Origin of the sequence: Bradyrhizobium sp. LA6.8 (assembly GCF_040547935.1) — a bacterium.
Taxonomy (GTDB): domain Bacteria; phylum Pseudomonadota; class Alphaproteobacteria; order Rhizobiales; family Xanthobacteraceae; genus Bradyrhizobium; species Bradyrhizobium barranii.
The window spans coordinates 97,766-120,874 of the sequence record NZ_JBEPQQ010000010.1 but is presented as its reverse complement, the minus strand read 5'-3'; the positions used below and the strand labels follow the sequence as shown (position 1 = coordinate 120,874).

Genomic DNA, 23,109 nt, shown 5'->3' with positions numbered 1-23,109 from the left:
GACCATGAGCGCAGAGCCGTTACTCGCCAATGCGCCCTGGCTGACCTCCGGCGGGACGGCGCGCGTCCTGACGCTGCTCAACGGCAACGGCGAGGAAGCGCGCGTGGTCGGCGGCGCCGTGCGCAATGCGTTGCTCGGTCTCGTGCCCGGCGACATCGACATCGCGACCACGGCGCGGCCCGACGAGGTGATGCGGCGCGCCAAGGCTGCCGGCATCAAGAGCGTGCCGACCGGCATCGACCACGGCACCATCACGCTGGTCATCGACGGCACGCCTTACGAAGTCACGACGCTGCGCGAGGACACCGAGACCTTCGGCCGCAAGGCCAAGGTCGCGTTCGGCCGCGACTGGGTGAAGGACGCCGAGCGCCGCGACTTCACCATGAATGGACTTTCGGCCGATGCGATGGGCATCGTCTACGACTATGTCGGCGGGATCGCGGATGCGGCCGCGCGGCGCGTGCGCTTCATCGGCGATCCCGACCAGCGCATCGCCGAGGATTTCCTGCGCATCCTGCGCTTCTTCCGCATCCACGCCGCCTTCGGGGCCGGCGAGCCCGACCGCGACGGCTATCTCGCCTGCATCCGCGGCCGCGCGGGTCTTGCGAGCCTGTCGGCCGAGCGGGTGCGCATGGAGATGCTGAAGCTGCTGGTCGCTCGCGGTGCCTCTGACGCTGCGGTCGCGATGGCGGATGGCGGGTTGCTGCAAGCGCTGAGCGGAGGCGTCGTCTATACCGGGCCGCTGTCGGCCATGATCGCGATCGAGGGCGAGCTTGGCTTGCCGGCAAGCGGCACGCGGCGGCTCGCCGCGCTGACGGTCGCCGTGACCGAAGATGCCAAGCGCGTGGCCACGCGCTTGCGGCTCTCCAATGTAGAAAGCAAGGCGCTGGATTCGATGGGGCATCGCTGGTGGCGCTTCGCCACCAAGGACGAGGCCAATGCGCGGCGGTTGCTCTACCGGCTTGGCGCGGAGCGCTATCACGATCGCGTGTTGCTCGGCTGGGCGCGGGCCGGCGGCGACGTCGGATCATCGCGCTGGCGTGCGCTCGCCGAGCTGCCGCAGCGCTGGATTGCGCCGAAATTTCCGCTTCGCGCCGCCGATTTCATCGCCCGCGGCATGGCGGAAGGACCCGCGCTCGGGCACGTGCTGACGCTTGCCGAGGACGCTTGGCTTGCGGCGGATTTTCCCCTAGAGGAAGCCGCGCTCGCTTCCATCGCCGATCAAGCAGCGGCACGCGTCAGCCGCGATGAGAGAACGTGACCATCGTCTCAGGCTTCGCCGACATCTCGATCCTTCAGCTCCTGCTGGTCGCGTTGATGGCGTTGTTTGCTTCGATCATCGGTGGTCTCGCCGGCTACGGCACCGGCGCGCTGATGCCGCTGGTGCTGGTGCCGCTGGTCGGCGCCGAGCCCGTGGTGCCGATCATCGCGATCTCCGCGATCTTCACCAATTCGAGCCGCGCGCTCGCCTATCTGCGCTATGCCGATCGCCGCCGCGCGCTGATCGTGCTCGCCTGCGCGGCGCTGACGACCGCGCTCGGCGCCTACGGCTACACGCGGCTGACCAATGCGGGCGCCGCGCTCGTGATCGGCTCCATGCTGATCCTGAGCGTGCCGCTGCGCCGCGTGCTCCGCCGCCGCCAGGTCAGGATCGGCGACACCGGCCTTGCGGCTGGCTCCGTTGGTTACGGCGTGCTGGTCGGCGGCACCTCCGGCTCCGGCGTGATCCTGCTGTCGCTGCTGATGGCCGCGGGCCTCGAAGGCGCCGCCGTGATCGCGACCGATGCGATGATCTCGCTCGGCACCGGCCTCATCAAGATCTCGGTGTTCGGCGTTGCCGGCGCTGTCACCGCGCAGGTGCTCGCCTTCGCGCTGCTGATCGGCGCAATTGCGATCCCCGGCGCGTTTCTGGCAAAGGCTTTCGTCGAGCGGATGCCAGTGCATATCCACACCGCGATTCTCGACGTTGCGGTGATCACCGGCGGGCTGGTGATGATCTCGGCGGCGGCAAGGTCGCTGATCGCATAGCTGATCGCATAGATGACTCCGGTCCAATTGGCGTTCGCGATGTCCTTTCAAGGACGGACATTCCGTCCCGATGCTTGCACGCCACCAAATGCTAGCCGAAACGCCCGATCCTGACTGCCGAGGGTTGAAAAGATTTCCGCCGATGACGGCCGTGGGCCGGTGGGCCAAGCGGGACGCTTTCTTACAACTGCAATCGGGCATGTCAGGACTGAAATGCTTCAGTAGCACCGTCGCGGCAGGTTTGAGACTTCATATCAACGGAAGCGGGCGCAGGCATGCGCACGCATCGTGGTCTCGACATGCACGGAGGAAGGTGAGGCATGGGACGATCCAACACAGAGTGCCAATGGCCTGAAAAAAAGTCGCGCAATCGGTCCAGGATTCAGATTGCCTTCCGTGAGATCAGTGCCGTTCTTGTTCTCTTTCCTGCTCTCCTGGGTCTTTCTCTCCCTTCCAGTGCATGGGCGCAGACCGGGACTGACGCGAAGCCGGACCGCATCAAGGCGAATATCTCGAGAGTCGACAGTGCCTTCATTGAAGCCAATACGAAGAGATCCAGGGATTGGCCGACCGTCGGCCTCGACTACGCCGAAACGCGGTTCAGCAAGCTCAATCAGATCAACACTGACAACGTCAGGGATATCGGGCTCGTCTGGAGTTACAATCTGGAATCATCGCGCGGCATCGAGGCAACGCCCCTCGTCGTCGACGGCATCATGTATCAGTCGGCCCCCTGGAATGTGGTCCATGCCATTGACGCGCGGACCGGGACAAAAATCTGGTCGTTCGATCCGGGTGTTGACCGGTCAAAGACCTATCGCGGCTGCTGCGACGCTGTCAGCCGTGGCCTCGCACTCTACAAGGGCAAGGTTTTCGAAGCCGCCTATGACGGGCGCCTGATCGCGCTCGATGCCGCGACCGGAGCCAAGATCTGGGAAACGGACACGCTGATCGATCACGATCATTCCTACACGATCACCGGCGCGCCGCGCGTCTTCAACGGCAAGGTCGTGATCGGCCAGAGCGGTGCCGAATATGGTGTGCGCGGCTACGTCACGGCCTACGACAGCGAGACCGGTCATCAACTCTGGCGCTGGTTCACCGTGCCCGGCGATCCATCGAAGCCATTTGAAGACGCCTCGATGGAAGCCGCGGCGAAGACCTGGGATCCCTCAGGGAAGTATTGGATCAACGGCGGCGGTGGCGCGCCATGGGACTCGATCACGTTCGATCCCGATCTGAACATGGTTTATGTCGGCACTGGCAACGGCGGCCCTTGGAATCGCAAGCTTCGCAGTCCGTCGGGTGGCGACAATCTCTGTCTGGGCTCGATCGTCGCGCTCAACGCCGACACGGGCCGGTATATCTGGCACTACCAGGAGACGCCCGGCGACAATTGGGACTATACATCGACCCAGCCGATGATCCTGGCCGACATCAAGATCGACAATGTGCCGCGCAAGGTGATCCTGCACGCGCCGAAAAACGGCTTCTTCTTCGTCATCGATCGCACCAACGGCAAGTTCATCTCGGCGAAGAATTTTGTCGATGTGAATTGGGCGACGGGATACGACGCCAACGGACGGCCGATCGAGCTGCCGGCGGCGCGCGACGCAGATCAATACGAGTCGATTCCGGGACCGGACGGGGCTCACAATTGGCAGCCGATGTCGTTCAATCCGCTGACCGGCCTCGTCTACCTTCCGGCGCAGCACATCCCGGTCAATCTGTCGCCGGAAAAGTCGTTCGCGCAGAATGCTGCTGCGCCGGGCAAGCTCGGCGGCTTGCTGGGCGGGAATATCGGTTTCGTTTTCAACCCTCCGAAGTCGGCCCCATTCGGACGTCTGCTCGCCTGGGATCCGGTGCATCAAAAGGAAGTCTGGCGCGTCGAGCACGTGTCGCCGTGGAACGGCGGGACGCTGACCACAGCCGGCAACCTGGTTTTCCAGGGGACGGCGGATGGCCGCTTCGTCGCTTATGATGCGGCAAACGGAACCAAGCTGTGGGAAATGCCGACCGGCACCGGCGCGGTGGCGGCCGCCGCGACCTACATGGTCGACGACAGGCAATACATCTCGATTGCGGTCGGCTGGGGCGGCTCCTACGGCCTGACGCACCGCGCGACCGAGTACCAGAACCCGGGAACGATCTACACCTACGCACTCGGCGGCACGGCGCAGCTGCCAGCGTTCGTCAAATATCAGACCGAAGGTCTGCTGCAGGGCGTGAAGTACGATCCGAAGGACATCAGGGAAGGCGGCGAGATCTATGTCGCGGCAGCCTGCGTCGCCTGCCACGGCGTGCCTGGCGTCGGCCGCGGCGGCAACATCATCAATCTCGGCTACGCCAGCGCCGAAGAGATCACCAATCTGAGGCATATCCTCTTCCACGGTCCATTCCGCGACCAGGGCATGCCGGATTTCAGCGGCAAGTTGACGGAAGGGGACGTCGGCAAACTCCAGGCCTTCATACAGGGAACTGTTGACGCCATCAGACCGAAGAGCAGGTGATGAGCCAGCAGACGCTGCGGCGGCGAGCGGCCCGTTCGACCGTGGCCGCCCGTCACGCGGCTTTGTCGATCTTCACCCAGAGCGCACTCCCGAGCGTCGATGAGTTCCTGGCCGCGTAGGCCCATGCCGGCAAGCGCAATGGTGCAAGCGCGAGTGCGATCATCGCTTGCCCAATCCGCTGCGCCTTGCTTCGCGGCAGGCCGCGCACGAACTCACTGACGCTGCCCGGTTTCTCTGCCCTGCGCAAAAAGCTGTCCACGATGTCTTCCCTGAGGAACTTCAGGACGTTGAATGGCTCCCGCTCGCAAATGCTCAATTGCAGGCCGTGTCGTCGACATACCGCGTCAAACGCGTCCTTCGTCCAGCGGCCAATGTGGTTCGGCGGCATGTCGATGAGCGATCCGTGGCCCTCCATGTAGTGCGTTCGGATATCATTCGGCACGGCGATGAAGACAGAGCCTTGCGCCTTGAGAAGGTATTTCAATCGCGCGAAGACGTCATCCACCCGGTCCATGTGCTCGAACACCTGAAACATGAAGATGATGTCGAAGGCCTCCTTCATCGGAGTGAAGCCATCCTCCCGAAGGTCGACCGAAAAGGTCTTGTAGCCTTTCGATCGCAAGGCCTGTTGCGCTGCTTCGTTGTAATCGACCGCGTAAATATCGGACGCGCGAAAGAGTTTGTCCCTGATGTGATCGAGAAAATAGCCAAACCCGGCCCCGACATCGATCGCCGTTTTTCCGGCAGTGCCGAGGCCGCTCAGCTCCTCGATCGTCCTCTCATACTCCCATTTCATGGTTGGATAGGAAGGGTGGGGCGCGGCCAGGTTATAGAACTCGGCGCCGCCCGCGACGAACGGATCTGCAAATCCAAATCCGCAATCCGCGCATTTGCGGATATCGCAGGTGTCGCGGCCCCAGAGCAGCGACAGGTGGCTTATTAACTTTCGAGAGCGATCCGGATACTGGCGCGGACTGACGAAGGATCGGGAGGCCTGATCTGCGGTCACTTCAAACAGTTTGGCAGTTGATCCACTGCCGCATGCTGGACAGGTGCTCATCTCTCCTGACCTCATTCAGGTCTTTCGGTGGAAAGTGGTTGCGACCAATTGTCTCGTCATCATTCAAATGAAGGTTGGCGGAGCGCGAGGTCCGGGGCAGTGGACAGGACAGGCAGGCCGCTCGCGGCGCGAAAGGCGCCTTCGGCTGCGCCGATTTTCTACTGCCAGAATCTGTCACTGGCCTGCGCTAGGTCTTCTTTCAGGGCATTTTTACTGAAAGGAAGACGATGAAAACCCAGAGCAACGGCCAGGCGCTGCAGATCGCCAAGACCTACATCGAGGCCATCGCCAGCAGGAGCGTGGATACGATTACTTCCGTGTCGGCGGACGACGTTGTTTGCACGTCGCCACGCGGGCGGATCGCCGGCATGCAGAAGTTTCGCGAATTCCACGAGGGTTTCGCCCGCATGATCAAGAAGGTCACGGTTCTCGCCGTCTACGGCGACGATGATCAGGCTGTCGTCGTTTACAGCGCGGACACCCATCCGGTTGCCAACGCCGTTGTCGCGGAACTCCTCAAGGTGAAGAACGGCAAGATCGCGTCGACCGAAGTGATCTACGACGCGACTCCGTTCGCCGCCTACACGGCGACCGTCCAACCGCACTAAGGCACGATCGACCATGAAACGGATTCAATATGACAGCTACGGCGGCCCTGAAACGATGAAGCTCGAAGCCTTCGAGCTGAAGGCTCCGGGGACCGGCGAAGTCGCGGTCAAGGTCAAGTTCGCCGCCATCAATCCCATCGATTGGAAGGTGCGCAATGGCTATCTCAAAATGGTGACGGGGAAGAAATTTCCGCGTGCCATGGGCAGCGATTTTTCCGGCGTCGTGACCGCTGTTGGTGCTGGTGTCACGCGCTTCAAGATTGGCGATCCCGTATTCGGCATGTCGCAGATAAAGCATGGCGGCGCGCTTGGCGAAGCCGTCATCGCTCCCCAAACCTTCGTCGCCAGGAGGCCGGATTCAGTCTCGTTCGAGGACGCGGCTTGCCTGGCTACGCCGGGGGTCACCGCATGGAACGGCCTCGTGGACAAGGCTGCCCTGAAATCCGGCAGCCAGGTGTTCATCAACGGCTGCTCCGGCGCTGTCGGCGAGGCCACGGTGCAGCTCGCAAAGATGTTCGGGGCGACCGTCGCGGGGACATGCAGTGCGCAGGCGATGCAGCGAGCCCGTGACTTGGACGTCCAGCCTCTCTTCGATTATCGGGCCACCGATCTGTCGAAGATCCGTGAACGCTTCGACGTAGTGTATGACTCGGCGAGAACGATGGCAGTTGCCGCCGGGGTTGGCCTGCTTCGCGAAGGCGGCGTGTATCTCGATATCAATCCAGCGCCAATCAAGTTCATCCGTGCGATCTTCAACCGGAAACTCAAGCCGATCGTCTGCACCGCGCGGGCTGATATCCTTGACGGCCTTGCCGTCGCTTCGGCGAATGGAAAGCTGCGCTTGCCAGTTGCTGAGACCGTGCGTCTGAACGATGCGATCCCGCTCATCGCGGCGCTTGAAGCCGGGCACAAGCTCGCCGGAAAGGCTCTGGTAGCGATGTAAATGCCGTCTGGGCCAGTAAAGCCCCGCCGCCCGTGGCCCGCGACGCCTACTGCCATTTTTTGGCAGGATTCGTGCTAGACTTGGTCTATGTCGAAGAGCCAACGATTATTCGACCTCATGCAGATATTGCGGCGGCACCGCACCCCGGTGTCGGGCAACGACCTCGCGGCTGAGGCGGGTGTGTCGTTGCGAACGATTTATCGCGACATCGCCGACTTGCAGGGCTTGGGCGCACAAATCGACGGTGAGCCTGGCTTTGGCTATGTCTTGCAACCCGGCTTCCTCCTTCCTCCCCTGATGTTCTCGGAACAGGAAATCCAAGCCTTGGCGCTGGGCGCCCAATGGGTATCTCGCCAGACCGATGACGAGTTCGCGCTGGCGGCGCGTGACGCGCTCGCTAAAATTGGCGCGGTCCTTCCCTCGGAGCTGCAACACAAGCTGGACGACAGTGCCTTTCACGTAGGGCGCAGGTCGAAGCAGCCCGAAGCCGTCGACCTTCGCGTCGTGCGGCAAGCCATGCGCGACCAACACAAGCTTTCCATTGTGTATCGCGACCCGCAAGGCGCGAAGACCACGCGGATCATCTGGCCAATTGGCGTCGGCTTTTTCGATTCCCGGCGCATCATTGCCGGCTGGTGCGAAATGAGAAAGGACTTCCGCTCATTCCGGGCGGATCGGATAGAAAAGATCAAGCTCAGGACGGAACGCTATCCCGGTCGCCGGCGCGATCTCGTCAAGCAATGGCGGGCTCAAGTTGACGCGGAACGTCGCAAGACTCTCGGCTGATCTCACCACCGGGTCCGACGCCGATGCTGGCGAGCTATCACCTGCTGGTGCGCTTCACCATCGCCGGCGTAAGGGCCGCCTGACGCCTTCCGGGGTTAGAGCGGGCGCCGAAAATTACCGCGCCCGCTAGGCTCGAACCTTAGTTCGTGACGGGCGCCGCCTTGCGGACCAACACTTCGTTGCCCGCCCGGCTGATTTCAAGCGCACCTGGCTGCTGGGACGTTGAGAGAACAACGCTTTGGCCTGGCGCAAGAACAGAGACTACGCGGATTGGCGTTCCCGTCTCGCCCTGAGCAAGGGTCGTCACGACATGGAACCCATCGCGCTCAACGGTGTAGTAGGCGACGCCGGACACCCCGCCGAGATCGATGCTCTTTGCCTGAATTGGCCTGAGGCTATCTGCATGAGCGGTTCCAAAAGCGGCTAAGGCTAGTGTGACGGCCAAAAGGCTACTGCGGATTGACATGTTGATCTCCTCTAGCTGGGCGGTGGGCCACGCCCTCCGTTCCCTTGCCACATGAGATGGGCGGCCTATGCTCATTGATCAAACAGATTGGATCGATGATGGGTATCGATGCCGTCAATCTAAGCCATCTCGACCTAAACCTACTGGTTCACCTCGATGCCTTGCTTCGCGAACGTAGCGTCACGCGAGCTGCGGGCCGCGTAGGCATTGGTCAGTCGGCGATGAGCCACAACCTCGCCCGCCTGCGTGACCTGTTCGGCGACGAGCTTCTGACGCGAGGGCCCGACGGCTTGCGCCTCACTCCTCGTGCAGTGATGCTGGTAGAGCCGGTGCGGGCTACGCTGTCTCAAATCCAAACGATTGTCTCACGCGACGACGCATTCGATCCAGCGACGGCAGAGCGGACCTTCAGGTTCGGACTCCCAGACAGCATGGAAATCCTGGTCCTTCCCGCTCTCCTCGCACGCCTGCGCGAGGTCGCGCCTGGCGTCCATCTGCGGCTCTACAACATCGACTCGTCGAGACTTCTGGATGATCTCGATGCTGACGAACTGGACCTCGCTATTGGCTATGACGTCTTTCCTCAGGGCCAGATCCACCACAAGCGGCGTCTGCTGTTCAACGAGAGCTATCTGTGCATGTTCAACGCGGAGATAACGGGCATCACCGACGCCCAAATCTCGCTCGAAGATTATGTGCGGTTACCTCATGTTCTCACGAGCCTGCGGCCGGGCCGGACTGTGCGCGGCGTGGTAGACGACGCCCTTGAGAAACTAGGATTGCGGCGGACGGTTGTCCTGACCACGCCTCGCTTCCTCACTGTCCCTGCCTTGGTGGCACGCGCACCTGTTGTCGTGACAATGCACGCGCGGCTGGCTCGGTTGTTCGCCACAGAACTCAAGCTTAGCCTGAGCCAGCCTCCGGTGGATTTGCAGGACGTAGCTGTTTCACTGCTCTGGCACGCTTCCTACGATCACGATCCATCTCATGCGTGGCTGCGTCAGATCTTGGTGGAATTGGTCTCCGAGCTTTGAGCTGGCCGCTACCCGGCGTGGAGCGGTGCCGACTCCACAGGCCGCATGTCGCCTTTTAGCCCCTTAGCAGACGTTCCAGCGCTCTGGGTCGATGCCGGCTTGTGACCCAAAGCAGAAATCGCCGTTGAAACCAATCATTGCCCGCAATCCATCGGCACCTCACGCTCATGTGTCCCCGGCGAGGCCACCACTTCTATTGAATTACGATCGTAATTTAATATTGTGACCGTAATGGCATCGAGCTGAGCCGCTGTTGGGCGGCGGCCGGGTGCCGCCCAACAGCTCCTAGCGAGGATTTCATGGACGACACGACCACGGCCTCACGCCACGTCGCATCGCGACAAACCACAGATGTCGACTCGCTTGTGCTCGCAACCGCTGCAGCAGCGATTCGCAACGGCGACATCACCTCGGAGGCCTACACCGCGGCGCTCTTACAGCGCGCCCGAGCGCTTGCCGAGCTGAACGCCTTCATCACAATCGACGAGGCCGGGGTGCTGGCGGCCGCGAGGGCCGCAGACAAATCGCGTGCGGCCGGATCGGCGGCCCCGCTCCTTGGCGTGCCGCTTGGGGTGAAGGACAGTTATTTGACGAAAGGGCTACCTACCAGCCTGGGCGTCGAAGGTCTCGCTCATTTCGTGCCGCGCGAAGATGCCGACGCTGTCCGGGCCATTAAGCGTGCGGGCGCTTTGGTCTTCGGCAAGAACAACCTCGTCGAGATGTCATACGGCTTGACCGGTCACAACGCACGTTACGGCCAGGTCAAGAATCCACACGCACGAGATCGCGTGTCGGGCGGCTCCTCAAGCGGCTCCGCCGCATCCGTGGCCGCCGGCATCGTTCCCGCGTCCTTGGGCGGTGACACAGTTGGGTCGATCCGGGTGCCAGCATCGTTCTGTGGCGTCGTGGGCTTCAAGCCAACCACTGGACGTTGGCCACGCGACGGCGTTGCGCCGATCTCCCATACGCTCGATACGACGGGCGTGTTCGCCCGAAACGTCGAGGACTGCATTTTGGTGGATCAGGTCGTGACCGGTGAACAGGCTGCGGAGTTCTCCAACGGCGGCTACGGACTGAAGGGGGCCCGGCTGGCCTTCGCGCCGCGACAGTTCCTGGATCTGGTGGACTCAGAAGTCGAGACCCGCTTCCGCGAGGTGGTTCGGCGCTTTCAGGACGCCGGCGCCGAGATCGTTGAAATAGACCTTGGCGACGATTTCAATTCCCTGGTCCAAACCGCAACATGGGGCATCTTCGCTCATGAGACGATGGACGAAATTTCGGAGTTTCTTCGCCGCCATGACATTCCGACCACGTTCGAGGCCATTTACGAGGGCCTTAAGCCCCAACTTCGGCAGGCGTGGGGGCACATCGTACTGCCGGGTGGTGCAGGTGCTACCTCGGCAGAGGCCTATCAGACTGCGCTCGACGTGAGCCGGCCGGAAATCCAGCGCCGGCTCAACACGGCGTTCGTCTCTCATGGGGCGCTGGTCATTCTGCAACCGACCACGCCCTGCACGGCGCCTTTGATCGAGGAGCAGGCGACCGTCCATATCGCGGGGCAGGAAGTTAGCTACCTCGCTTTGGCGAACCATACCGTGTCGGCAAGCAGCGTGGGGTTGCCCGGTGTCAGCCTTCCTGTTGGCTTGTCTCGCGCGGGGCTGCCGATTGGGCTTGAACTGGATGCCCCCTTGGGGAGCGACCGGGGGCTTCTAAACCTTGCCCGCGGCATCGAAGGCATCTTGGGCGCAGAGTCGAGTGCGATCTAACGTCGTGATCGACCAGCATCCGTTTTCAATCAGTTTGGCAGCGATAATGTCGATCCAGTGGCCCAGCAACTTGATCGCGACGTCCAGGCTTGGCTGGAAGCGGCCGCAGCGTAAGGGCCGCGGGATATTGGTGGAAAGGAGAGAAGATGCGCTTCGAGAAAGGTCATAAGGCGGCGACGCGACGGCACATCATCGATGTGGCGTCGAAGTGCATGCGCCGGAACGGCATCTCCGCCACCGGGATCGCCGGGATCATGGACGAGGCCGGCCTGACCAAAGGCGCATTCTCTCCGCACTTCGAATCCAAAGACGCGCTCGTTCGCGAGGCGCTGGCGAGCGCGCTCGACGACCAGCAACATCGCCTCGATGAGGATCAACGGAGAGGCCTGGACCTTGAGGGCGCGATCCGGAGATACCTGAACCGTGCTCACCTCGAAGACCCGACGGGCGGATGCCCCTCGGCGGCGTTGCTCCCCGAAATCGCCCGACAGCCCCTGTCCACCAAGAAAGATTACGAGAAGGGACTGCGAAGCTACGTTGCGACATTGGCCGCACTGCTTCCTGACGCAGATGCATCAGCGAGCCGCCGCCGCGCGACCGCCATCTTCGGTCTCATGGTGGGCACCCTTCAGTTCGCACGGGCCGTGCCCAACGCTGCGCAGGCGGAGCAGATCCTGGAAGGCGGCGTTGAGGCCGCCTTGCACTTGGCACGAGCTCCCTCTCCCTAGATTAGGAAGCCGGGAGAGGCAGTCCCTCGAGGTCCGCTTCACCAAACAGAGCAGGCACCGCGTCGCATTGTCCGCCGCGAGCAGCGAAGGGCGTCGCCGGCTCCGAGCGCAACGATTGGGCGATCTAATTCGCGCATTCAATCGCGCTTTGATGCTGCTTTGGTTTTGCTTCATATGATTGGCAGGCCGCCAGGGCGGCTCAATAAGGGGGTTTTGAAATGAGGAAGTTTGCACTTGCATTGCTGTCGACAGTCGCTCTCGGCCCGATCACGGCCGCAGGCTGCGGATCTGGCGCCGGTCCGTATGTCGTCGAAGGCTCCCGCTCAGGTGGGCAACTGGACGGGATTCTATATCGGCGGCAACGTTGGTTATGGCTGGGGCAGCTACGGTGCGTCGAACGCCACCGGGACAATCGTGAACTCGAATGGCGGTTCGGGCATCTATGGCTTCAACCCCGTATCCGGCAACGGTAATGGCGTCACCGCCGGTATCCAGACCGGCTACAATTGGCAGATCGAGCAGACGGTGCTCGGCATCGAGGCTGATTGGCAGTATCTCAATTCAAAGGCCAGCACCGGCAACTCGGCTATTGCTGTTCCCGTCTTCATCGGCGGCAATTTCAGCGGCAGCACGTCCGTCAGCACCGATTGGTATGCGACCTTCCGTGGCCGAGTGGGTTATGCGTTTGGGCCGGCGTTGCTCTACGCGACCGGCGGTATTGCGTTGGCCGATACCAAGGTCAGTGCGAACGCTACGGGCAGTATCGTCACTGCCCTCTTCCCGCCAACCCTGGGACCGCTGGGCTCCATGAGCGCTTCTGACAGCGCCGTCCTGATCGGCTACGCGGTTGGCGGCGGTTTCGAATATGCTCTGGGGGCAGGGTGGTCGGTCAAGGGCGAGTATCTGCACATGGGTTTCGGCACGAAAGGCTACAACTTGACCGGCTCGCTTCAATCGCCGGCCGGGTTGACGGGCGTCATCGCGACTCACGTCGATATCAAGCCGAGCTTCGACATCGCCCGCGTTGGTGTGAACTATCGCTTCTGATCAGCGGATCTGAAGACGTGAAGAAAGGGAGACTTCAGGTCTCCCTTTCTCGCAATCGCAGGCCGCTTAGGCGTGCCTACTCGTCATCCTCGTCTTCGTCCTCGTCCTCGTCGTGATCTTCCACTTCCAGGCGGTCGAGCGCGGCCAGCGGCAGTGTCTCGCGGAACAGATCGCCTTCCGAGCCCATCCAGAGGCAGAGGATGTCGTCGCCTTTCACCTCTGCGACGGTCAGCGGCTGGCCGCCGGATTTCAGCATCACGACGTCGCCGGTTTTCAGTTCCATGGATGGTCCTTTCGGGGTTGATCGACGAGAGGGGAGGCTAGCAAGCCGTCATGACAGGCCGATCACGGGCTATGGCACCCGTGAATTTGCTGCGGCTTGCACAGACTGCCGAAACGTCGATGGCAGAGGTTCGAGTGGGGGATCGCTCGAGGTCACCAGGGGCTATTCCGTCCCAGGCGCGGCGATGATGGCATCATGCGCCTGTTTTGCCCGACGCGTCAAATGATTTCGTAAAATCAGCAATGCATTGCGTTTGCGGCAAGCTGTTGAAATTGCAGCAGTCGGCTACTGTGCATGGGGTTGTTTTCGATGTTTTGTTTTCGCCCGGGTTACGGCTGGTCCGGCACGAGATCGGTCAGCGAGCGGATGATGCGGTCGGGCTTGACGGCCGAGCCTTCGGGCAGGCCGTCGCCATGCACGTCGATCCAGATCGAGTAGATGCCGAGGCGCTGCGGCGTCACGACTTCCCATTCCAGATTGTCGCCGATCATCCAGGTGTCTTTCGCGGTGACGCCGAGCGCCTCCATCGCGTGCAGATAGGCGCGCTCCTCGGGCTTGCCGAAACCGTGCTCGCCCTCGATCTGGATGTGATCGAAGCGATGCGTGAGCTCGAAGCGCTCGACCTTGGCGCGCTGCATGTCGGCGGCGCCGTTGGTGACCAGCGCGAGTTTGACGCCGCGTGCCTTGAACGCGTCGATCGCATCATGCGCACCGGGGAACACGAAGATCGCTTCTTCGCGATAGGTCGTGAAGCGGTTGGCGAGGCGATCGGCGAGATCGTCGGAGAGGGCGCGGTGGCCGTCGGCGGCGAGCGCGGCGAAGCCGCCCCGCACCGTGAGCCGCCGCGCCTCGCCAAGCTTCATCCGCCACGCGGCTTCCGCATTCGCCCAGAAGTTTCGTGCGAAGGCCAAAACTGCGGTCGCGACCTGCTGCGGCGGCAGCGGCGCGAGCTCGTCGGCAAATTCTTCTGCGATCGTATTCCAGGCGATCTCGGGCCGGCCGTAGGCCGACAGGATGGTGTCGTCCATGTCGATCAGCATGGCGCGCGGCAGCGGAGGCATCGCGGTGCTCATGGCCATTTCACCTCCGGCGGCAGCGACGACAGAATGGAGTCCACGTTGCCGCCGGTCTTGAGCCCGAAGATGGTGCCGCGGTCGTAGAGCAGGTTGAATTCGACATAGCGACCGCGCCGGATCAATTGCTCCTCGCGATCCTCCGCGGTCCAGGCGCTCGCGAAATTGCGCCTGACGATGTCTGGGTAGATCTTCTGGAAGGCGCGGCCGACATCCTGCGTGAAGGCGAGGTCGGCGTCCCAGTCGCCGCTGTCGTGCCAGTCGTAGAAGATGCCGCCGATGCCGCGCGCCTCTTTGCGGTGCGGCAGGTAGAAATACTCGTCGCACCATTTCTTGTACTTGTCGTAGTCGGCAACGCCGTTCGGGCCCGTGCAGGCCTCCTTCATCGCGGCGTGGAAGGCGAGCGTGTCGGGATCGTCCTGGGTGCGCCGGCGGTCGAGCACCGGCGTGAGATCGGCGCCGCCGCCGAACCAGGCTTTTGTGGTGACGACGAAGCGGGTGTTCATGTGCACGGCGGGCACGTGCGGATTGCGCAGATGCGCGATCAGCGAGATGCCGGAGGCCCAGAACTTGGGGTCGTCTGCTGCGCCCGGGATCTGGGCGCGAAACTCGGGCGCGAATTCGCCGTGCACCGTCGAGCAGTGCACGCCGACCTTCTCGAACAGGCGGCCGGACATCATCGACATCACGCCGCCGCCTCCGGGCGCGCCGGTATGATCGGTGCGCTGCCAGGGCGTGCGTTTGAAGCGGCCGGCATCGCCCGGATAAAGGCTTTCCGGCGCGTCATCCTCCAGCCGCTCGAAGCTCGTGCAGATGTCGTCGCGCAAAGCTTCGAACCAGGCGCGGGCGCGCGTCTTGCGGTCTTCGATTGTCGAGATGTCCATATCCAATTCCAAAACCGGTCTCGTAGGGTGGGCAAAGGCGCTCGTGCGCCGTGCCCACCATCTTCACTGTCGTCTTGATTGGTGGGCACGCTTCGCTTTGCCCACCCTACGAAGTCTAACCCTGCGGACCGTAATAGGTGCAGCTCTCGTTGCAACTGTCGCGGTGGATGCTGACGCGGGTGAGCTTGCCGATATGCTGGAGCCGCTCCCAGACGAAGCGCGAGAGGTTTTCCAGCGTCGGTGTGCCCAGCGCCTCGATCTTGTTGAGGTATTTGTGGTCCAGCGTGAGCCGTACGTCCTCGATCGCGCGCTGGACGAGGCCGAGATCGACCACCATGCCGGTCGCAGGGTCCGGAGTGCCGCGCAACGTCACCTCGGCGCGGAAGGAGTGGCCGTGGATCTCCTCGCTCGCGGCGCCAAATGTCGTTCCCGACAATGAGTGCGCCGCCTCGAAGCGGAACGATTTCGTCAATTCCCACATCTGTCCGAAAACCAATCCTATCTGATGCCGAGCGATTTATGCGTCTGTACGCTCAACCGCCATTGCGGATGGCGCAGGCAATAGTCGATCGCACGCACGGTGTTTTGGGCAACCTCGGGTCCGTCCATCGGCTGCAGCGAGAAGCGTTCGAAGGCGAGGCTCTCGAAGGTCTCGGGTGCGGCGAGGGCCTGCGGGTAGACCAGCTTCAGCTCGTGGCCGCGGCGCTGGACGAGTTCGCTGCCGCCCTTGGGGCTGACGCAGATCCAGTCGAGCCCCTCAGGCGCCGCAATCGTGCCATTGGTCTCGACGCCGATCTCGAAGCCGCGGGCGTGGAGGGCGTCGATCAGGGCGGCATCGACCTGGAGCAGCGGCTCGCCGCCGGTGAGCACCACGTAACGGTTGTTGTCAGCGGCAGCCGTCCATTGCGCGGCGATGGTGTCGGCGAGTTCCGCGGCCGAGGCATAGCGGCCGCCGAGCGTGCCGTCGGTGCCGACGAAGTCGGTGTCGCAGAATTTGCAGGTCGCGGCCTCGCGGTCGGCCTCGCGGCCGCTCCAGAGGTTGCAGCCGGCAAAACGGCAGAACACCGACGCGCGCCCGGCATGGGCGCCTTCGCCTTGCAGGGTCAGGAAGATTTCCTTGACCGCGTAACTCAATGGTCTCTCCTCAACATATCAAACTTGCGGGTTCCGGAGCTGCCGCAGCGCCTCGCCTGCGGCCATCGCCGCGGTCATGGCGACGTTGAGCGACCGCAGCCCCGCCGTGATCGGGATCACCAGCCGCGCGTCCGCAGCCTCGACCACCGCGTCGGTGACGCCGGCGCTCTCGCGCCCGAATAGCAGGATGTCCGCCGTCTGGTAATGAAAATCGCGGTAATCGGTGGCGGCCTTGGTGGTGAACAGCAGCAGGCGGTAGCCCTGTGTCGCACGCCAGTCCTCGAATTTCGACCAGGAGTCGTGGCGGGTCACGCTGACATGATCGAGGTAGTCCATTCCCGCCCGGCGGAACAAGCGGTCGGAGAACGGAAAGCCTGCCGGCTCGATGATGTGGGCGGCGATGCCCAGGCAGGCACAGAGCCTGAGAATCGTGCCGGTGTTCTGGGCGATGTCGGGTTGGAAAAGCGCGATCTGCATGGGCTGTATCGGGGTCGGTGCGGGCCGGAAATGTCTCAATAAAACATCGCTGGCTGCGGAATTCGTGCATTGCACGCCCCCACGCCGTTAGCGGGCTTGCGCTCGCCCGGCAAGGGTGCCAATAGAACGATTCTGGACTGCTGTTTTCGCCTTGTTTCGGTGGGGACAAGTGAAGTTCTGCCGCCGCGGGGGGCCGCGGGCGCCGGCACACTGTTTCGGAGACCTTGGGGGCTCCCGGAACGGTTCCGTCGGCAGCATAAGAAGAAAGGGTTGGAATCGTGACGACAGCGTCTTCGGCGGACCATCCGACACGCCGTGATTTCTTATTCGTTGCAACGGGGGCAGCTGCAGCAGTAGGGGGCGCAGCTGCGCTCTGGCCCTTCATCTCTCAAATGAATCCTGATGCGTCGACCATCGCCGCCGGTGCGCCGATCGAGGTCGATCTCAGCCCGGTTGCCGAGGGGCAGGACATCAAGGTGTTCTGGCGCGGCAAGCCGATCTACGTCAGCCACCGCACCAAGAAGCAGATCGACGAGGCGCGCGCCGTCAACGTGGCGAGCTTGCCCGATCCGCAGTCCGACGAGGCCCGGGTCAAGCCGGGCCACGAGCAGTGGCTGGTCGTGATCGGCATCTGCACCCATCTCGGCTGTATCCCGATCGCTCATGAGGGCAATTACGACGGGTTCTTCTGCCCCTGTCATGGTTCGCAGTACGATTCGTCCGGCCGCATCCGCCAGGGGCCCGCGCCCGCGAACCTGCCGGTGCCGCCGTACCAGTTCGTTTCCGACACCAAAATCCAGATCGGCTGAGCTTCGGGCCTTCGCCCGAAGCTTCGCGCCGTCTCGTCGTTATATTTCCTCAGGATCGCATCATGAGCGGACCATCCGACTACCAGCCGAGCAATCCGGCCCTGCAATGGATCGAGCGACGTCTGCCGATCATCGGTCTCGTCCATTCCTCCTTCGTCGTCTATCCCACCCCGCGCAACCTGAATTACTGGTGGACCTTCGGCGCCATCCTCTCCTTCATGCTGGGGATGCAGATCCTGACCGGCGTGGTCCTGGCGATGCATTACACGCCGCACGCCGATCTCGCCTTCAAGTCGGTCGAACTGATCGTCCGTGACGTCAATTACGGCTGGCTGCTGCGCAACATGCATGCCTGCGGCGCGTCGATGTTCTTCTTCGCGGTCTACGTCCACATGCTGCGCGGCCTCTATTACGGCTCCTACAAGGAGCCGCGCGAGGTGCTGTGGATCCTCGGCGTCATCATCTACCTCCTGATGATGGCGACGGGCTTCATGGGCTACGTGCTGCCGTGGGGCCAGATGAGCTTCTGGGGCGCCACCGTCATCACCAATCTGTTCTCCGCCATTCCCTATGTCGGCGAGAGCATCGTGACGCTGTTGTGGGGCGGCTATTCGGTCGGCAACCCGACGCTGAACCGCTTCTTCTCGCTGCACTATCTGCTGCCGTTCCTGATTGCTGGCGTCGTCGTGCTCCACGTCTGGGCGCTGCATGTCGCCGGCCAGAACAATCCTGACGGCGTCGAGCCGAAGACGGAAAAGGACACGGTGCCGTTCACGCCGCACGCGACCATCAAGGACGGGTTCGGTGTCGCCTGCTTCCTGCTGCTCTACGCCTGGTTCATCTTCTACATGCCGAACTATCTCGGCGACGCCGACAACTACATCCCGGCGAACCCGGGCGTGACGCCGCCGCACATCGTGCCGGAATGGTATTACCTGCCGTTCTACGCGATCCTGCGTTCGATCCCGAACAAGCTCGCGGGCGTGATCGGGATGTTCTCGGCGATCATCATCCTGTGCTTCCTGCCCTGGCTCGATGCCGCCAAGACCAGGTCGTCGAAGTACCGGCCGCTGGCCAAGCAGTTCTTCTGGATCTTCGTCGCGGTCTGCATCCTGCTCGGCTATCTCGGCGCGCAGCCGCCGGAAGGCATCTACGTGATCGCCGGCCGGGTCCTGACGGTCTGCTACTTCGCCTATTTCCTGATCGTGCTGCCGCTGCTCTCGCGCATCGAGACGCCGCGGCCGGTGCCGAACTCGATCTCGGAGGCGATCCTGGCCAAGGGCGGCAAGGCGGTGGCTTCGGTCGCCATCGCGCTCGTTGCCGCCGGCGCGCTGTTCCTCGGCAGCCTTCAGGACGCTCGCGCCTCCGAAGGCAGCGACAGGCCGCCGGGCAACAAATGGTCGTTCTCCGGCCCTTTCGGTAAGTACGACCGCGGCGCGCTCCAGCGCGGCCTGCAGGTCTACAAGGAGGTCTGCTCGAGCTGCCATGGCCTGTCCTACATCGCCTTCCGCAACCTCGCGGAAGCCGGCGGCCCCGGCTATTCGGTGGCGCAGGCAGCGGCGTTTGCCTCCGACTACAAGGTCAAGGACGGCCCGAACGATGCGGGTGACATGTTCGAGCGCCCGGGCCGGCCGGCGGACTATTTCCCCTCGCCATTCCCGAACGAGCAGGCGGCCCGCGCGGCGAACGGCGGTGCGGCACCGCCCGATTTGTCGCTGATCACCAAGGCGCGCTCCTACGGCCGCGGCTTCCCCTGGTTCATCTTCGACTTCTTCACCCAGTACCAGGAGCAGGGCCCGGACTATGTCGCGGCGGTGCTCCAGGGCTTTGAGGACAAGGTGCCTGAAGGCGTCACTATCCCCGAAGGCTCCTACTACAACAAGTACTTCCCGGGCCACGCCATCAAGATGCCGAAGCCGCTCAGCGACGGCCAGGTAACCTATGGCGACGGCTCGCCGACCACGGTCGCGCAATATTCCAAGGACGTCACCACGTTCCTGATGTGGACCGCCGAACCCCACATGGAAGCGCGCAAGCGTCTGGGCTTCCAGGTGTTCGTGTTCCTGATCATCTTCGCGGGCCTGATGTACTTCACGAAGAAAAAGGTCTGGGCCGACTCCCACTGAGCGGTGCAAGACGAGACATGAAGAAGCCCCCGCGAGGGGGCTTTTTTGTTGCCCGTGTCCCGGACGCGCTGCAGCTTGCAACGCTGCTGCGCAGAGCCTGGACCCAGCATGCTTGTGGCTGGGCCCCCGACCAGCAACGCACCACGCCGCGAAGGGCGGCGGCTGCATTGCATCCGGGGCACGAGAGTGTGTTGTTTGGCGCGATTGCCTATCGCGCTCCCAGCGGCCAAAGTACCTTTAACCGCTCCCCCAGAAACTCATCGGAGGACACCATGGGAACCGCCATCACCTTCAAGCGCCCGGACGGCAAGGACGCCTCGGGCTATCTCGCCAACGCCGCGCGCGGCAACGCGCCGGGCGTGGTCGTGATCCAGGAATGGTGGGGCCTGTCGGACCAGATCAAGGGCCTGTGCGACCGCTTTGCGCTCGCCGGCTTCGATGCGCTGGCGCCCGATCTCTACAAGGGCAAGGTGGTGCCGTATCACGACACGGACGCCGCCGGCAAAGAGATGAACTCGCTCGATTTCATGGACGCCACCACGCAGACCGTGCGCGGCGCCACGCAATATCTGTCGCGCAACGGCGCCAAGGTCGGGCTAACAGGCTTCTGTCTCGGCGGCGCCGTCACCATCATCGGGGCGACCAAGATTCCGGAGCTCGCGGCCGGCGTCGTGTTCTATGGCATCCCGCCCGAGCAGGCGGCCAAGCCCGCCGACGTCAAGATCCCGCTCCAGGCCCATTTCGCCAACAAGGACGACTGGTGCACGCCGCAACTGGTCGATGCCTTTGAAAACGGCATGAAGGCCGCCGGCAAGTCGCTCGAGCTGTTCCGCTATGATGCCGAGCACGCTTTCGTCAACGAGCAGCGCCAGGCCGTGCATGACCGCGAAGCCGCCGAGCTCGCCTGGGGCAGGGCGACGGAGTTTTTCAGGAAGCATCTGGGCTGATCGCCTCTAGGACGGCGCCCGCCCACCCTTGACGCCGTCCCCTTGCCATGGTGAGTATCCGCCCCATGAGCACCGCCGTCCGCCCAGCCCGTCTTTGGTGGCGCACCTCCTAAAGAGGTGGCCGGTGCGATTTCATTTCTCAAAATCGTCGAAGGTCGCCACGCAGTGCGGCGGCCTGATCGTTTGTCCTGTGTGGCGTTTCCTCGGCAAGTTTCGTAAGAGGACGACATGAACAGGACAGTCTTTGCCCTCCCGGCCCGAAGTGACTACGTGACCCGCGGCGGTCTCGCGATCGCGCGTGTGGCGGAGCAGTTCACCGGCGGCGCCAACAGGCTCGACGATCTCATCAACCTGCTCGACCGCCGCCGCGGTGTGGTGCTGTCCTCGGGCACGACCGTGCCCGGCCGCTACGAGAGCTTTGACCTCGGCTTCTCCGACCCGCCGCTCAAGCTCGAGACCACTGGCGTCAATTTCAAGCTGGAAGCGCTCAATGAACGCGGCCAGGTGCTGATCGCCTTCCTCGCAGACGTGCTGCACGAGCCCTGCGTCGTGATCTCCGAGAAGAGCGCCACGCGGCTTGCCGGCCACATCATCCGCGGCGATGCGCCGGTCGAGGAAGACCAGCGCACGCGGCGCGCCAGCGTGATGTCGCTGGTGCGCGATCTCGTCGCCGCCTTCTCCGCCAACGATGACGGGCTGCTCGGCCTGTTCGGCGCCTTCGCCTACGACCTCGTGTTCCAGATCGAGGACCTCGTGCAGAAGCGCGCACGCGAGCAGGACCAGCGCGACATCGTGCTCTACGTCCCCGATCGCCTGCTCGCCTACGACCGCGCCACCGGCCGCGGCGTGGTGCTGAGTTACGATTTTGCGTGGAAGGGCAAGTCCACCGAAGGCCTGCCGCGCGAGACCGTCGAGAGCCCGTACCTCAAGACACCGCGCCAGGGCTTTGCCGATCACGCGCCTGGTGAATATCAGGCCACGGTCGAGACCGCGCGCGCGGCTTTCGCGCGCGGCGATCTGTTCGAGGCCGTACCCGGACAACTCTTCGCCGAGCCCTGCGATCGCTCGCCGGCGGAAGTGTTCCAGCGCCTCTGCGTCATCAACCCGTCGCCCTACGGCGCGCTGATGAATCTCGGCGAGGGCGAGTTCCTCGTCTCCGCCTCGCCGGAAATGTTCGTGCGCTCGGACGGCCGCCGCGTCGAGACCTGCCCGATCTCGGGCACGATCGCGCGCGGCACCGATGCGATCGGCGATGCCGAGCAGATCCGCCAGCTCCTGAACTCGGAGAAGGACGAGTTCGAGCTCAACATGTGCACCGACGTCGATCGCAACGACAAGGCGCGCGTCTGCGTGCCCGGCACGATCAAGGTCTTGGCGCGCCGTCAGATCGAGACCTACTCAAAACTGTTCCACACCGTCGATCACGTCGAAGGCATGCTGCGTCCCGGCTTCGACGCGCTCGATGCCTTCCTTACCCATGCCTGGGCGGTGACGGTGACGGGCGCGCCAAAACTCTGGGCGATGCAGTTCGTCGAGGATCACGAGCGTTCGCCGCGGCGCTGGTATGCCGGCGCGATCGGCGCGGTGAATTTCGACGGCAGCATCAACACCGGCCTCACCATCCGCACCATCCGCATGAAGGATGGTCTGGCCGAGGTGCGCGTCGGCGCCACGTGCCTGTTCGATTCCGATCCCGCGGCCGAAGACCGCGAGTGCCAGGTCAAGGCCGCAGCCCTGTTCCAGGCGCTGCGCGGCGATCCGCCAAAGCCACTCTCGGCCTTCGCGCCCGATGCGACCGGATCGGGCAAGCAGGTGCTGCTGATCGATCACGACGACAGCTTCGTGCACATGCTGGCCGATTATTTCCGCCAGGTCGGCGCCGACGTCACCGTGGTCCGCCATGTGCATGCGCTCGACATGCTCAAGCGGAAGGCGTGGGATTTGCTGGTGCTGTCGCCCGGACCAGGCAGGCCCGAAGATTTCGGGATCAAGAAGACCATCGATGCGGCGCTGGAGAAGAAGCTACCGGTGTTCGGCGTCTGTCTCGGCGTGCAGGCGATCGGCGAATATTTCGGCGGCGAGCTCGGTCAGCTCACGCACCCCGCGCACGGCCGGCCCTCGCGGGTGCAGGTGCGCGGCGGGCGCCTGATGCGCAATTTGCCGAACGAGATCGTCATCGGCCGCTATCACTCGCTCTATGTCGAGCGCGACAGCATGCCCGAGGTGCTTGATGTCACCGCCAGCACCGAGGACGGCGTCGCGATGGCGCTCGAGCACAAGACGCTGCCCATTGCCGGCGTGCAGTTCCACCCGGAATCGCTGATGTCGCTCAGCGGTGAGGTGGGCCTGAGGATTGTCGAGAATGCGTTCCGGCTGGATGCGCGCGTTGATTGAGAGGCA

22 protein-coding genes are annotated in these 23,109 nt (G+C 63.3%); 14 read left to right on the top strand and 8 right to left on the bottom strand.

The genetic code is table 11. The annotated features are described in order from the left end of the window. The first annotated feature begins 4 nt into the window (after window positions 1-4). The 3 genes from ABIA90_RS36715 (at window position 5) to ABIA90_RS36705 (ending at window position 4,538) form a co-directional block, all read left to right on the top strand. On the top strand, window positions 5-1,261 hold the full coding sequence (locus tag ABIA90_RS36715; RefSeq protein ID WP_354121022.1) for a CCA tRNA nucleotidyltransferase: 1,257 nt from the start codon (window positions 5-7) through the stop codon (window positions 1,259-1,261). Beyond that, window positions 1,258-2,028, top strand: coding sequence for a sulfite exporter TauE/SafE family protein (locus tag ABIA90_RS36710; RefSeq protein ID WP_354121021.1), 771 nt, complete (start codon window positions 1,258-1,260; stop codon window positions 2,026-2,028). Before ABIA90_RS36715 ends, ABIA90_RS36710 begins: the two co-directional genes overlap by 4 nt. A 320-nt stretch (window positions 2,029-2,348) precedes the next feature. After that, window positions 2,349-4,538, top strand: coding sequence for a PQQ-dependent dehydrogenase, methanol/ethanol family (locus ABIA90_RS36705; RefSeq protein WP_354121020.1), 2,190 nt, complete (start codon window positions 2,349-2,351; stop codon window positions 4,536-4,538). 52 nt (window positions 4,539-4,590) lie between these two features. Here the strand turns inward: ABIA90_RS36705 and ABIA90_RS36700 are convergent, their stop codons facing one another. After that, window positions 4,591-5,598 (bottom strand): class I SAM-dependent methyltransferase, encoded by a 1,008-nt coding sequence (locus ABIA90_RS36700; protein ID WP_354121019.1) that lies wholly within the window; start codon window positions 5,596-5,598, stop codon window positions 4,591-4,593. A gap of 227 nt (window positions 5,599-5,825) precedes the next feature. Between ABIA90_RS36700 and ABIA90_RS36695 the strand changes: the two genes are divergently transcribed. The 3 genes from ABIA90_RS36695 to ABIA90_RS36685 all read left to right on the top strand — a co-directional run bounded on the left by ABIA90_RS36695 (window position 5,826) and on the right by ABIA90_RS36685 (window position 7,935). Beyond that, window positions 5,826-6,206: a nuclear transport factor 2 family protein gene (locus ABIA90_RS36695; RefSeq protein WP_085402511.1), complete on the top strand. Its 381-nt coding sequence runs from the start codon at window positions 5,826-5,828 to the stop codon at window positions 6,204-6,206. 13 nt (window positions 6,207-6,219) lie between these two features. Further along, on the top strand, window positions 6,220-7,149 hold the full coding sequence (locus tag ABIA90_RS36690; RefSeq protein WP_354121018.1) for an NAD(P)-dependent alcohol dehydrogenase: 930 nt from the start codon (window positions 6,220-6,222) through the stop codon (window positions 7,147-7,149). Between the two features lie 87 nt (window positions 7,150-7,236). Next, complete coding sequence (locus ABIA90_RS36685) at window positions 7,237-7,935, top strand: helix-turn-helix transcriptional regulator (protein WP_208085097.1); 699 nt, start codon at window positions 7,237-7,239, stop codon at window positions 7,933-7,935. A gap of 139 nt (window positions 7,936-8,074) precedes the next feature. Here ABIA90_RS36685 and ABIA90_RS36680 read toward each other — a convergent pair whose 3' ends face one another. After that, window positions 8,075-8,401 carry a hypothetical protein gene (locus tag ABIA90_RS36680; protein WP_354121017.1) on the bottom strand — a complete coding sequence of 109 codons (327 nt, stop codon included), beginning with the start codon at window positions 8,399-8,401 and terminating at the stop codon, window positions 8,075-8,077. Window positions 8,402-8,499: 98 nt separating this feature from the next. Here ABIA90_RS36680 and ABIA90_RS36675 point away from each other — a divergent pair, with 98 nt between their 5' ends. The 4 genes from ABIA90_RS36675 (at window position 8,500) to ABIA90_RS36660 (ending at window position 12,976) form a co-directional block, all read left to right on the top strand. Further along, the gene (locus tag ABIA90_RS36675) at window positions 8,500-9,435 is read left to right on the top strand and encodes a LysR family transcriptional regulator (protein ID WP_247314656.1); all 936 of its coding nucleotides are present in this window, start codon (window positions 8,500-8,502) and stop codon (window positions 9,433-9,435) included. 299 nt (window positions 9,436-9,734) lie between these two features. Continuing rightward, entirely contained in the window at window positions 9,735-11,201 is a 1,467-nt protein-coding gene (locus ABIA90_RS36670; RefSeq protein ID WP_354121016.1) for an amidase family protein, read from the top strand. Window positions 11,202-11,347: 146 nt separating this feature from the next. Beyond that, the gene (locus ABIA90_RS36665; RefSeq protein ID WP_071916179.1) at window positions 11,348-11,929 is read left to right on the top strand and encodes a TetR/AcrR family transcriptional regulator; all 582 of its coding nucleotides are present in this window, start codon (window positions 11,348-11,350) and stop codon (window positions 11,927-11,929) included. Window positions 11,930-12,232: 303 nt separating this feature from the next. Then, window positions 12,233-12,976 carry an outer membrane protein gene (locus tag ABIA90_RS36660; protein ID WP_354121015.1) on the top strand — a complete coding sequence of 248 codons (744 nt, stop codon included), beginning with the start codon at window positions 12,233-12,235 and terminating at the stop codon, window positions 12,974-12,976. A 76-nt stretch (window positions 12,977-13,052) separates the two neighbouring features. Here the strand turns inward: ABIA90_RS36660 and ABIA90_RS36655 are convergent, their stop codons facing one another. The 6 genes from ABIA90_RS36655 to ABIA90_RS36630 all read right to left on the bottom strand — a co-directional run bounded on the left by ABIA90_RS36655 (window position 13,053) and on the right by ABIA90_RS36630 (window position 16,827). Then, window positions 13,053-13,259, bottom strand: a complete 207-nt coding sequence (locus ABIA90_RS36655; RefSeq protein ID WP_028153663.1) for a YodC family protein — start codon at window positions 13,257-13,259, stop codon at window positions 13,053-13,055. A 329-nt stretch (window positions 13,260-13,588) separates the two neighbouring features. Beyond that, window positions 13,589-14,338 (bottom strand): HAD family hydrolase, encoded by a 750-nt coding sequence (locus ABIA90_RS36650; RefSeq protein ID WP_354121014.1) that lies wholly within the window; start codon window positions 14,336-14,338, stop codon window positions 13,589-13,591. Next, entirely contained in the window at window positions 14,329-15,216 is an 888-nt protein-coding gene (gene hemF / locus ABIA90_RS36645; RefSeq protein WP_208085104.1) for an oxygen-dependent coproporphyrinogen oxidase, read from the bottom strand. The genes ABIA90_RS36650 and hemF overlap by 10 nt, the downstream gene beginning before the upstream one ends. Before the next feature lie 115 nt (window positions 15,217-15,331). Beyond that, complete coding sequence (locus ABIA90_RS36640) at window positions 15,332-15,697, bottom strand: 6-pyruvoyl trahydropterin synthase family protein (RefSeq protein ID WP_028153666.1); 366 nt, start codon at window positions 15,695-15,697, stop codon at window positions 15,332-15,334. Between the two features lie 17 nt (window positions 15,698-15,714). Beyond that, the gene (gene queE / locus ABIA90_RS36635; RefSeq protein WP_354121013.1) at window positions 15,715-16,350 is read right to left on the bottom strand and encodes a 7-carboxy-7-deazaguanine synthase; all 636 of its coding nucleotides are present in this window, start codon (window positions 16,348-16,350) and stop codon (window positions 15,715-15,717) included. A gap of 18 nt (window positions 16,351-16,368) precedes the next feature. Then, complete coding sequence (locus ABIA90_RS36630; protein WP_354121012.1) at window positions 16,369-16,827, bottom strand: tRNA (cytidine(34)-2'-O)-methyltransferase; 459 nt, start codon at window positions 16,825-16,827, stop codon at window positions 16,369-16,371. Window positions 16,828-17,105: 278 nt separating this feature from the next. Between ABIA90_RS36630 and petA the strand changes: the two genes are divergently transcribed. The 4 genes from petA (at window position 17,106) to ABIA90_RS36610 (ending at window position 23,103) form a co-directional block, all read left to right on the top strand. Then, the gene (gene petA, locus ABIA90_RS36625; protein ID WP_063985148.1) at window positions 17,106-17,636 is read left to right on the top strand and encodes a ubiquinol-cytochrome c reductase iron-sulfur subunit; all 531 of its coding nucleotides are present in this window, start codon (window positions 17,106-17,108) and stop codon (window positions 17,634-17,636) included. A 62-nt stretch (window positions 17,637-17,698) separates the two neighbouring features. Then, the gene (gene fbcH, locus ABIA90_RS36620; RefSeq protein ID WP_071916174.1) at window positions 17,699-19,762 is read left to right on the top strand and encodes a cytochrome b/c1; all 2,064 of its coding nucleotides are present in this window, start codon (window positions 17,699-17,701) and stop codon (window positions 19,760-19,762) included. Window positions 19,763-20,034: 272 nt separating this feature from the next. Continuing rightward, window positions 20,035-20,709, top strand: coding sequence for a dienelactone hydrolase family protein (locus ABIA90_RS36615; protein WP_063985146.1), 675 nt, complete (start codon window positions 20,035-20,037; stop codon window positions 20,707-20,709). A 228-nt stretch (window positions 20,710-20,937) separates the two neighbouring features. Continuing rightward, window positions 20,938-23,103: an anthranilate synthase component I gene (locus tag ABIA90_RS36610; RefSeq protein ID WP_354121011.1), complete on the top strand. Its 2,166-nt coding sequence runs from the start codon at window positions 20,938-20,940 to the stop codon at window positions 23,101-23,103. The last annotated feature ends 6 nt before the right edge of the window (window positions 23,104-23,109 follow it).

Bases quoted from the DNA above. Each gene is read 5' to 3' on its own strand.
- ABIA90_RS36715 (WP_354121022.1), top strand. From the start codon at position 5: ATGAGCGCAGAGCCGTTACTCGCCAATGCGCCCTGGCTGACCTCCGGC.
- ABIA90_RS36705 (WP_354121020.1), top strand. From the start codon at position 2,349: ATGGGACGATCCAACACAGAGTGCCAATGGCCTGAAAAAAAGTCGCGC.
- ABIA90_RS36700 (WP_354121019.1), bottom strand. From the start codon at position 5,598: ATGAGCACCTGTCCAGCATGCGGCAGTGGATCAACTGCCAAACTGTTT.
- ABIA90_RS36695 (WP_085402511.1), top strand. From the start codon at position 5,826: ATGAAAACCCAGAGCAACGGCCAGGCGCTGCAGATCGCCAAGACCTAC.
- ABIA90_RS36690 (WP_354121018.1), top strand. From the start codon at position 6,220: ATGAAACGGATTCAATATGACAGCTACGGCGGCCCTGAAACGATGAAG.
- ABIA90_RS36685 (WP_208085097.1), top strand. From the start codon at position 7,237: ATGTCGAAGAGCCAACGATTATTCGACCTCATGCAGATATTGCGGCGG.
- ABIA90_RS36680 (WP_354121017.1), bottom strand. From the start codon at position 8,401: ATGTCAATCCGCAGTAGCCTTTTGGCCGTCACACTAGCCTTAGCCGCT.
- ABIA90_RS36675 (WP_247314656.1), top strand. From the start codon at position 8,500: ATGGGTATCGATGCCGTCAATCTAAGCCATCTCGACCTAAACCTACTG.
- ABIA90_RS36670 (WP_354121016.1), top strand. From the start codon at position 9,735: ATGGACGACACGACCACGGCCTCACGCCACGTCGCATCGCGACAAACC.
- ABIA90_RS36665 (WP_071916179.1), top strand. From the start codon at position 11,348: ATGCGCTTCGAGAAAGGTCATAAGGCGGCGACGCGACGGCACATCATC.
- ABIA90_RS36660 (WP_354121015.1), top strand. From the start codon at position 12,233: ATGTCGTCGAAGGCTCCCGCTCAGGTGGGCAACTGGACGGGATTCTAT.
- ABIA90_RS36655 (WP_028153663.1), bottom strand. From the start codon at position 13,259: ATGGAACTGAAAACCGGCGACGTCGTGATGCTGAAATCCGGCGGCCAG.
- ABIA90_RS36650 (WP_354121014.1), bottom strand. From the start codon at position 14,338: ATGGCCATGAGCACCGCGATGCCTCCGCTGCCGCGCGCCATGCTGATC.
- hemF (WP_208085104.1), bottom strand. From the start codon at position 15,216: ATGGACATCTCGACAATCGAAGACCGCAAGACGCGCGCCCGCGCCTGG.
- ABIA90_RS36640 (WP_028153666.1), bottom strand. From the start codon at position 15,697: ATGTGGGAATTGACGAAATCGTTCCGCTTCGAGGCGGCGCACTCATTG.
- ABIA90_RS36630 (WP_354121012.1), bottom strand. From the start codon at position 16,827: ATGCAGATCGCGCTTTTCCAACCCGACATCGCCCAGAACACCGGCACG.
- fbcH (WP_071916174.1), top strand. From the start codon at position 17,699: ATGAGCGGACCATCCGACTACCAGCCGAGCAATCCGGCCCTGCAATGG.
- ABIA90_RS36615 (WP_063985146.1), top strand. From the start codon at position 20,035: ATGGGAACCGCCATCACCTTCAAGCGCCCGGACGGCAAGGACGCCTCG.
- ABIA90_RS36610 (WP_354121011.1), top strand. From the start codon at position 20,938: ATGAACAGGACAGTCTTTGCCCTCCCGGCCCGAAGTGACTACGTGACC.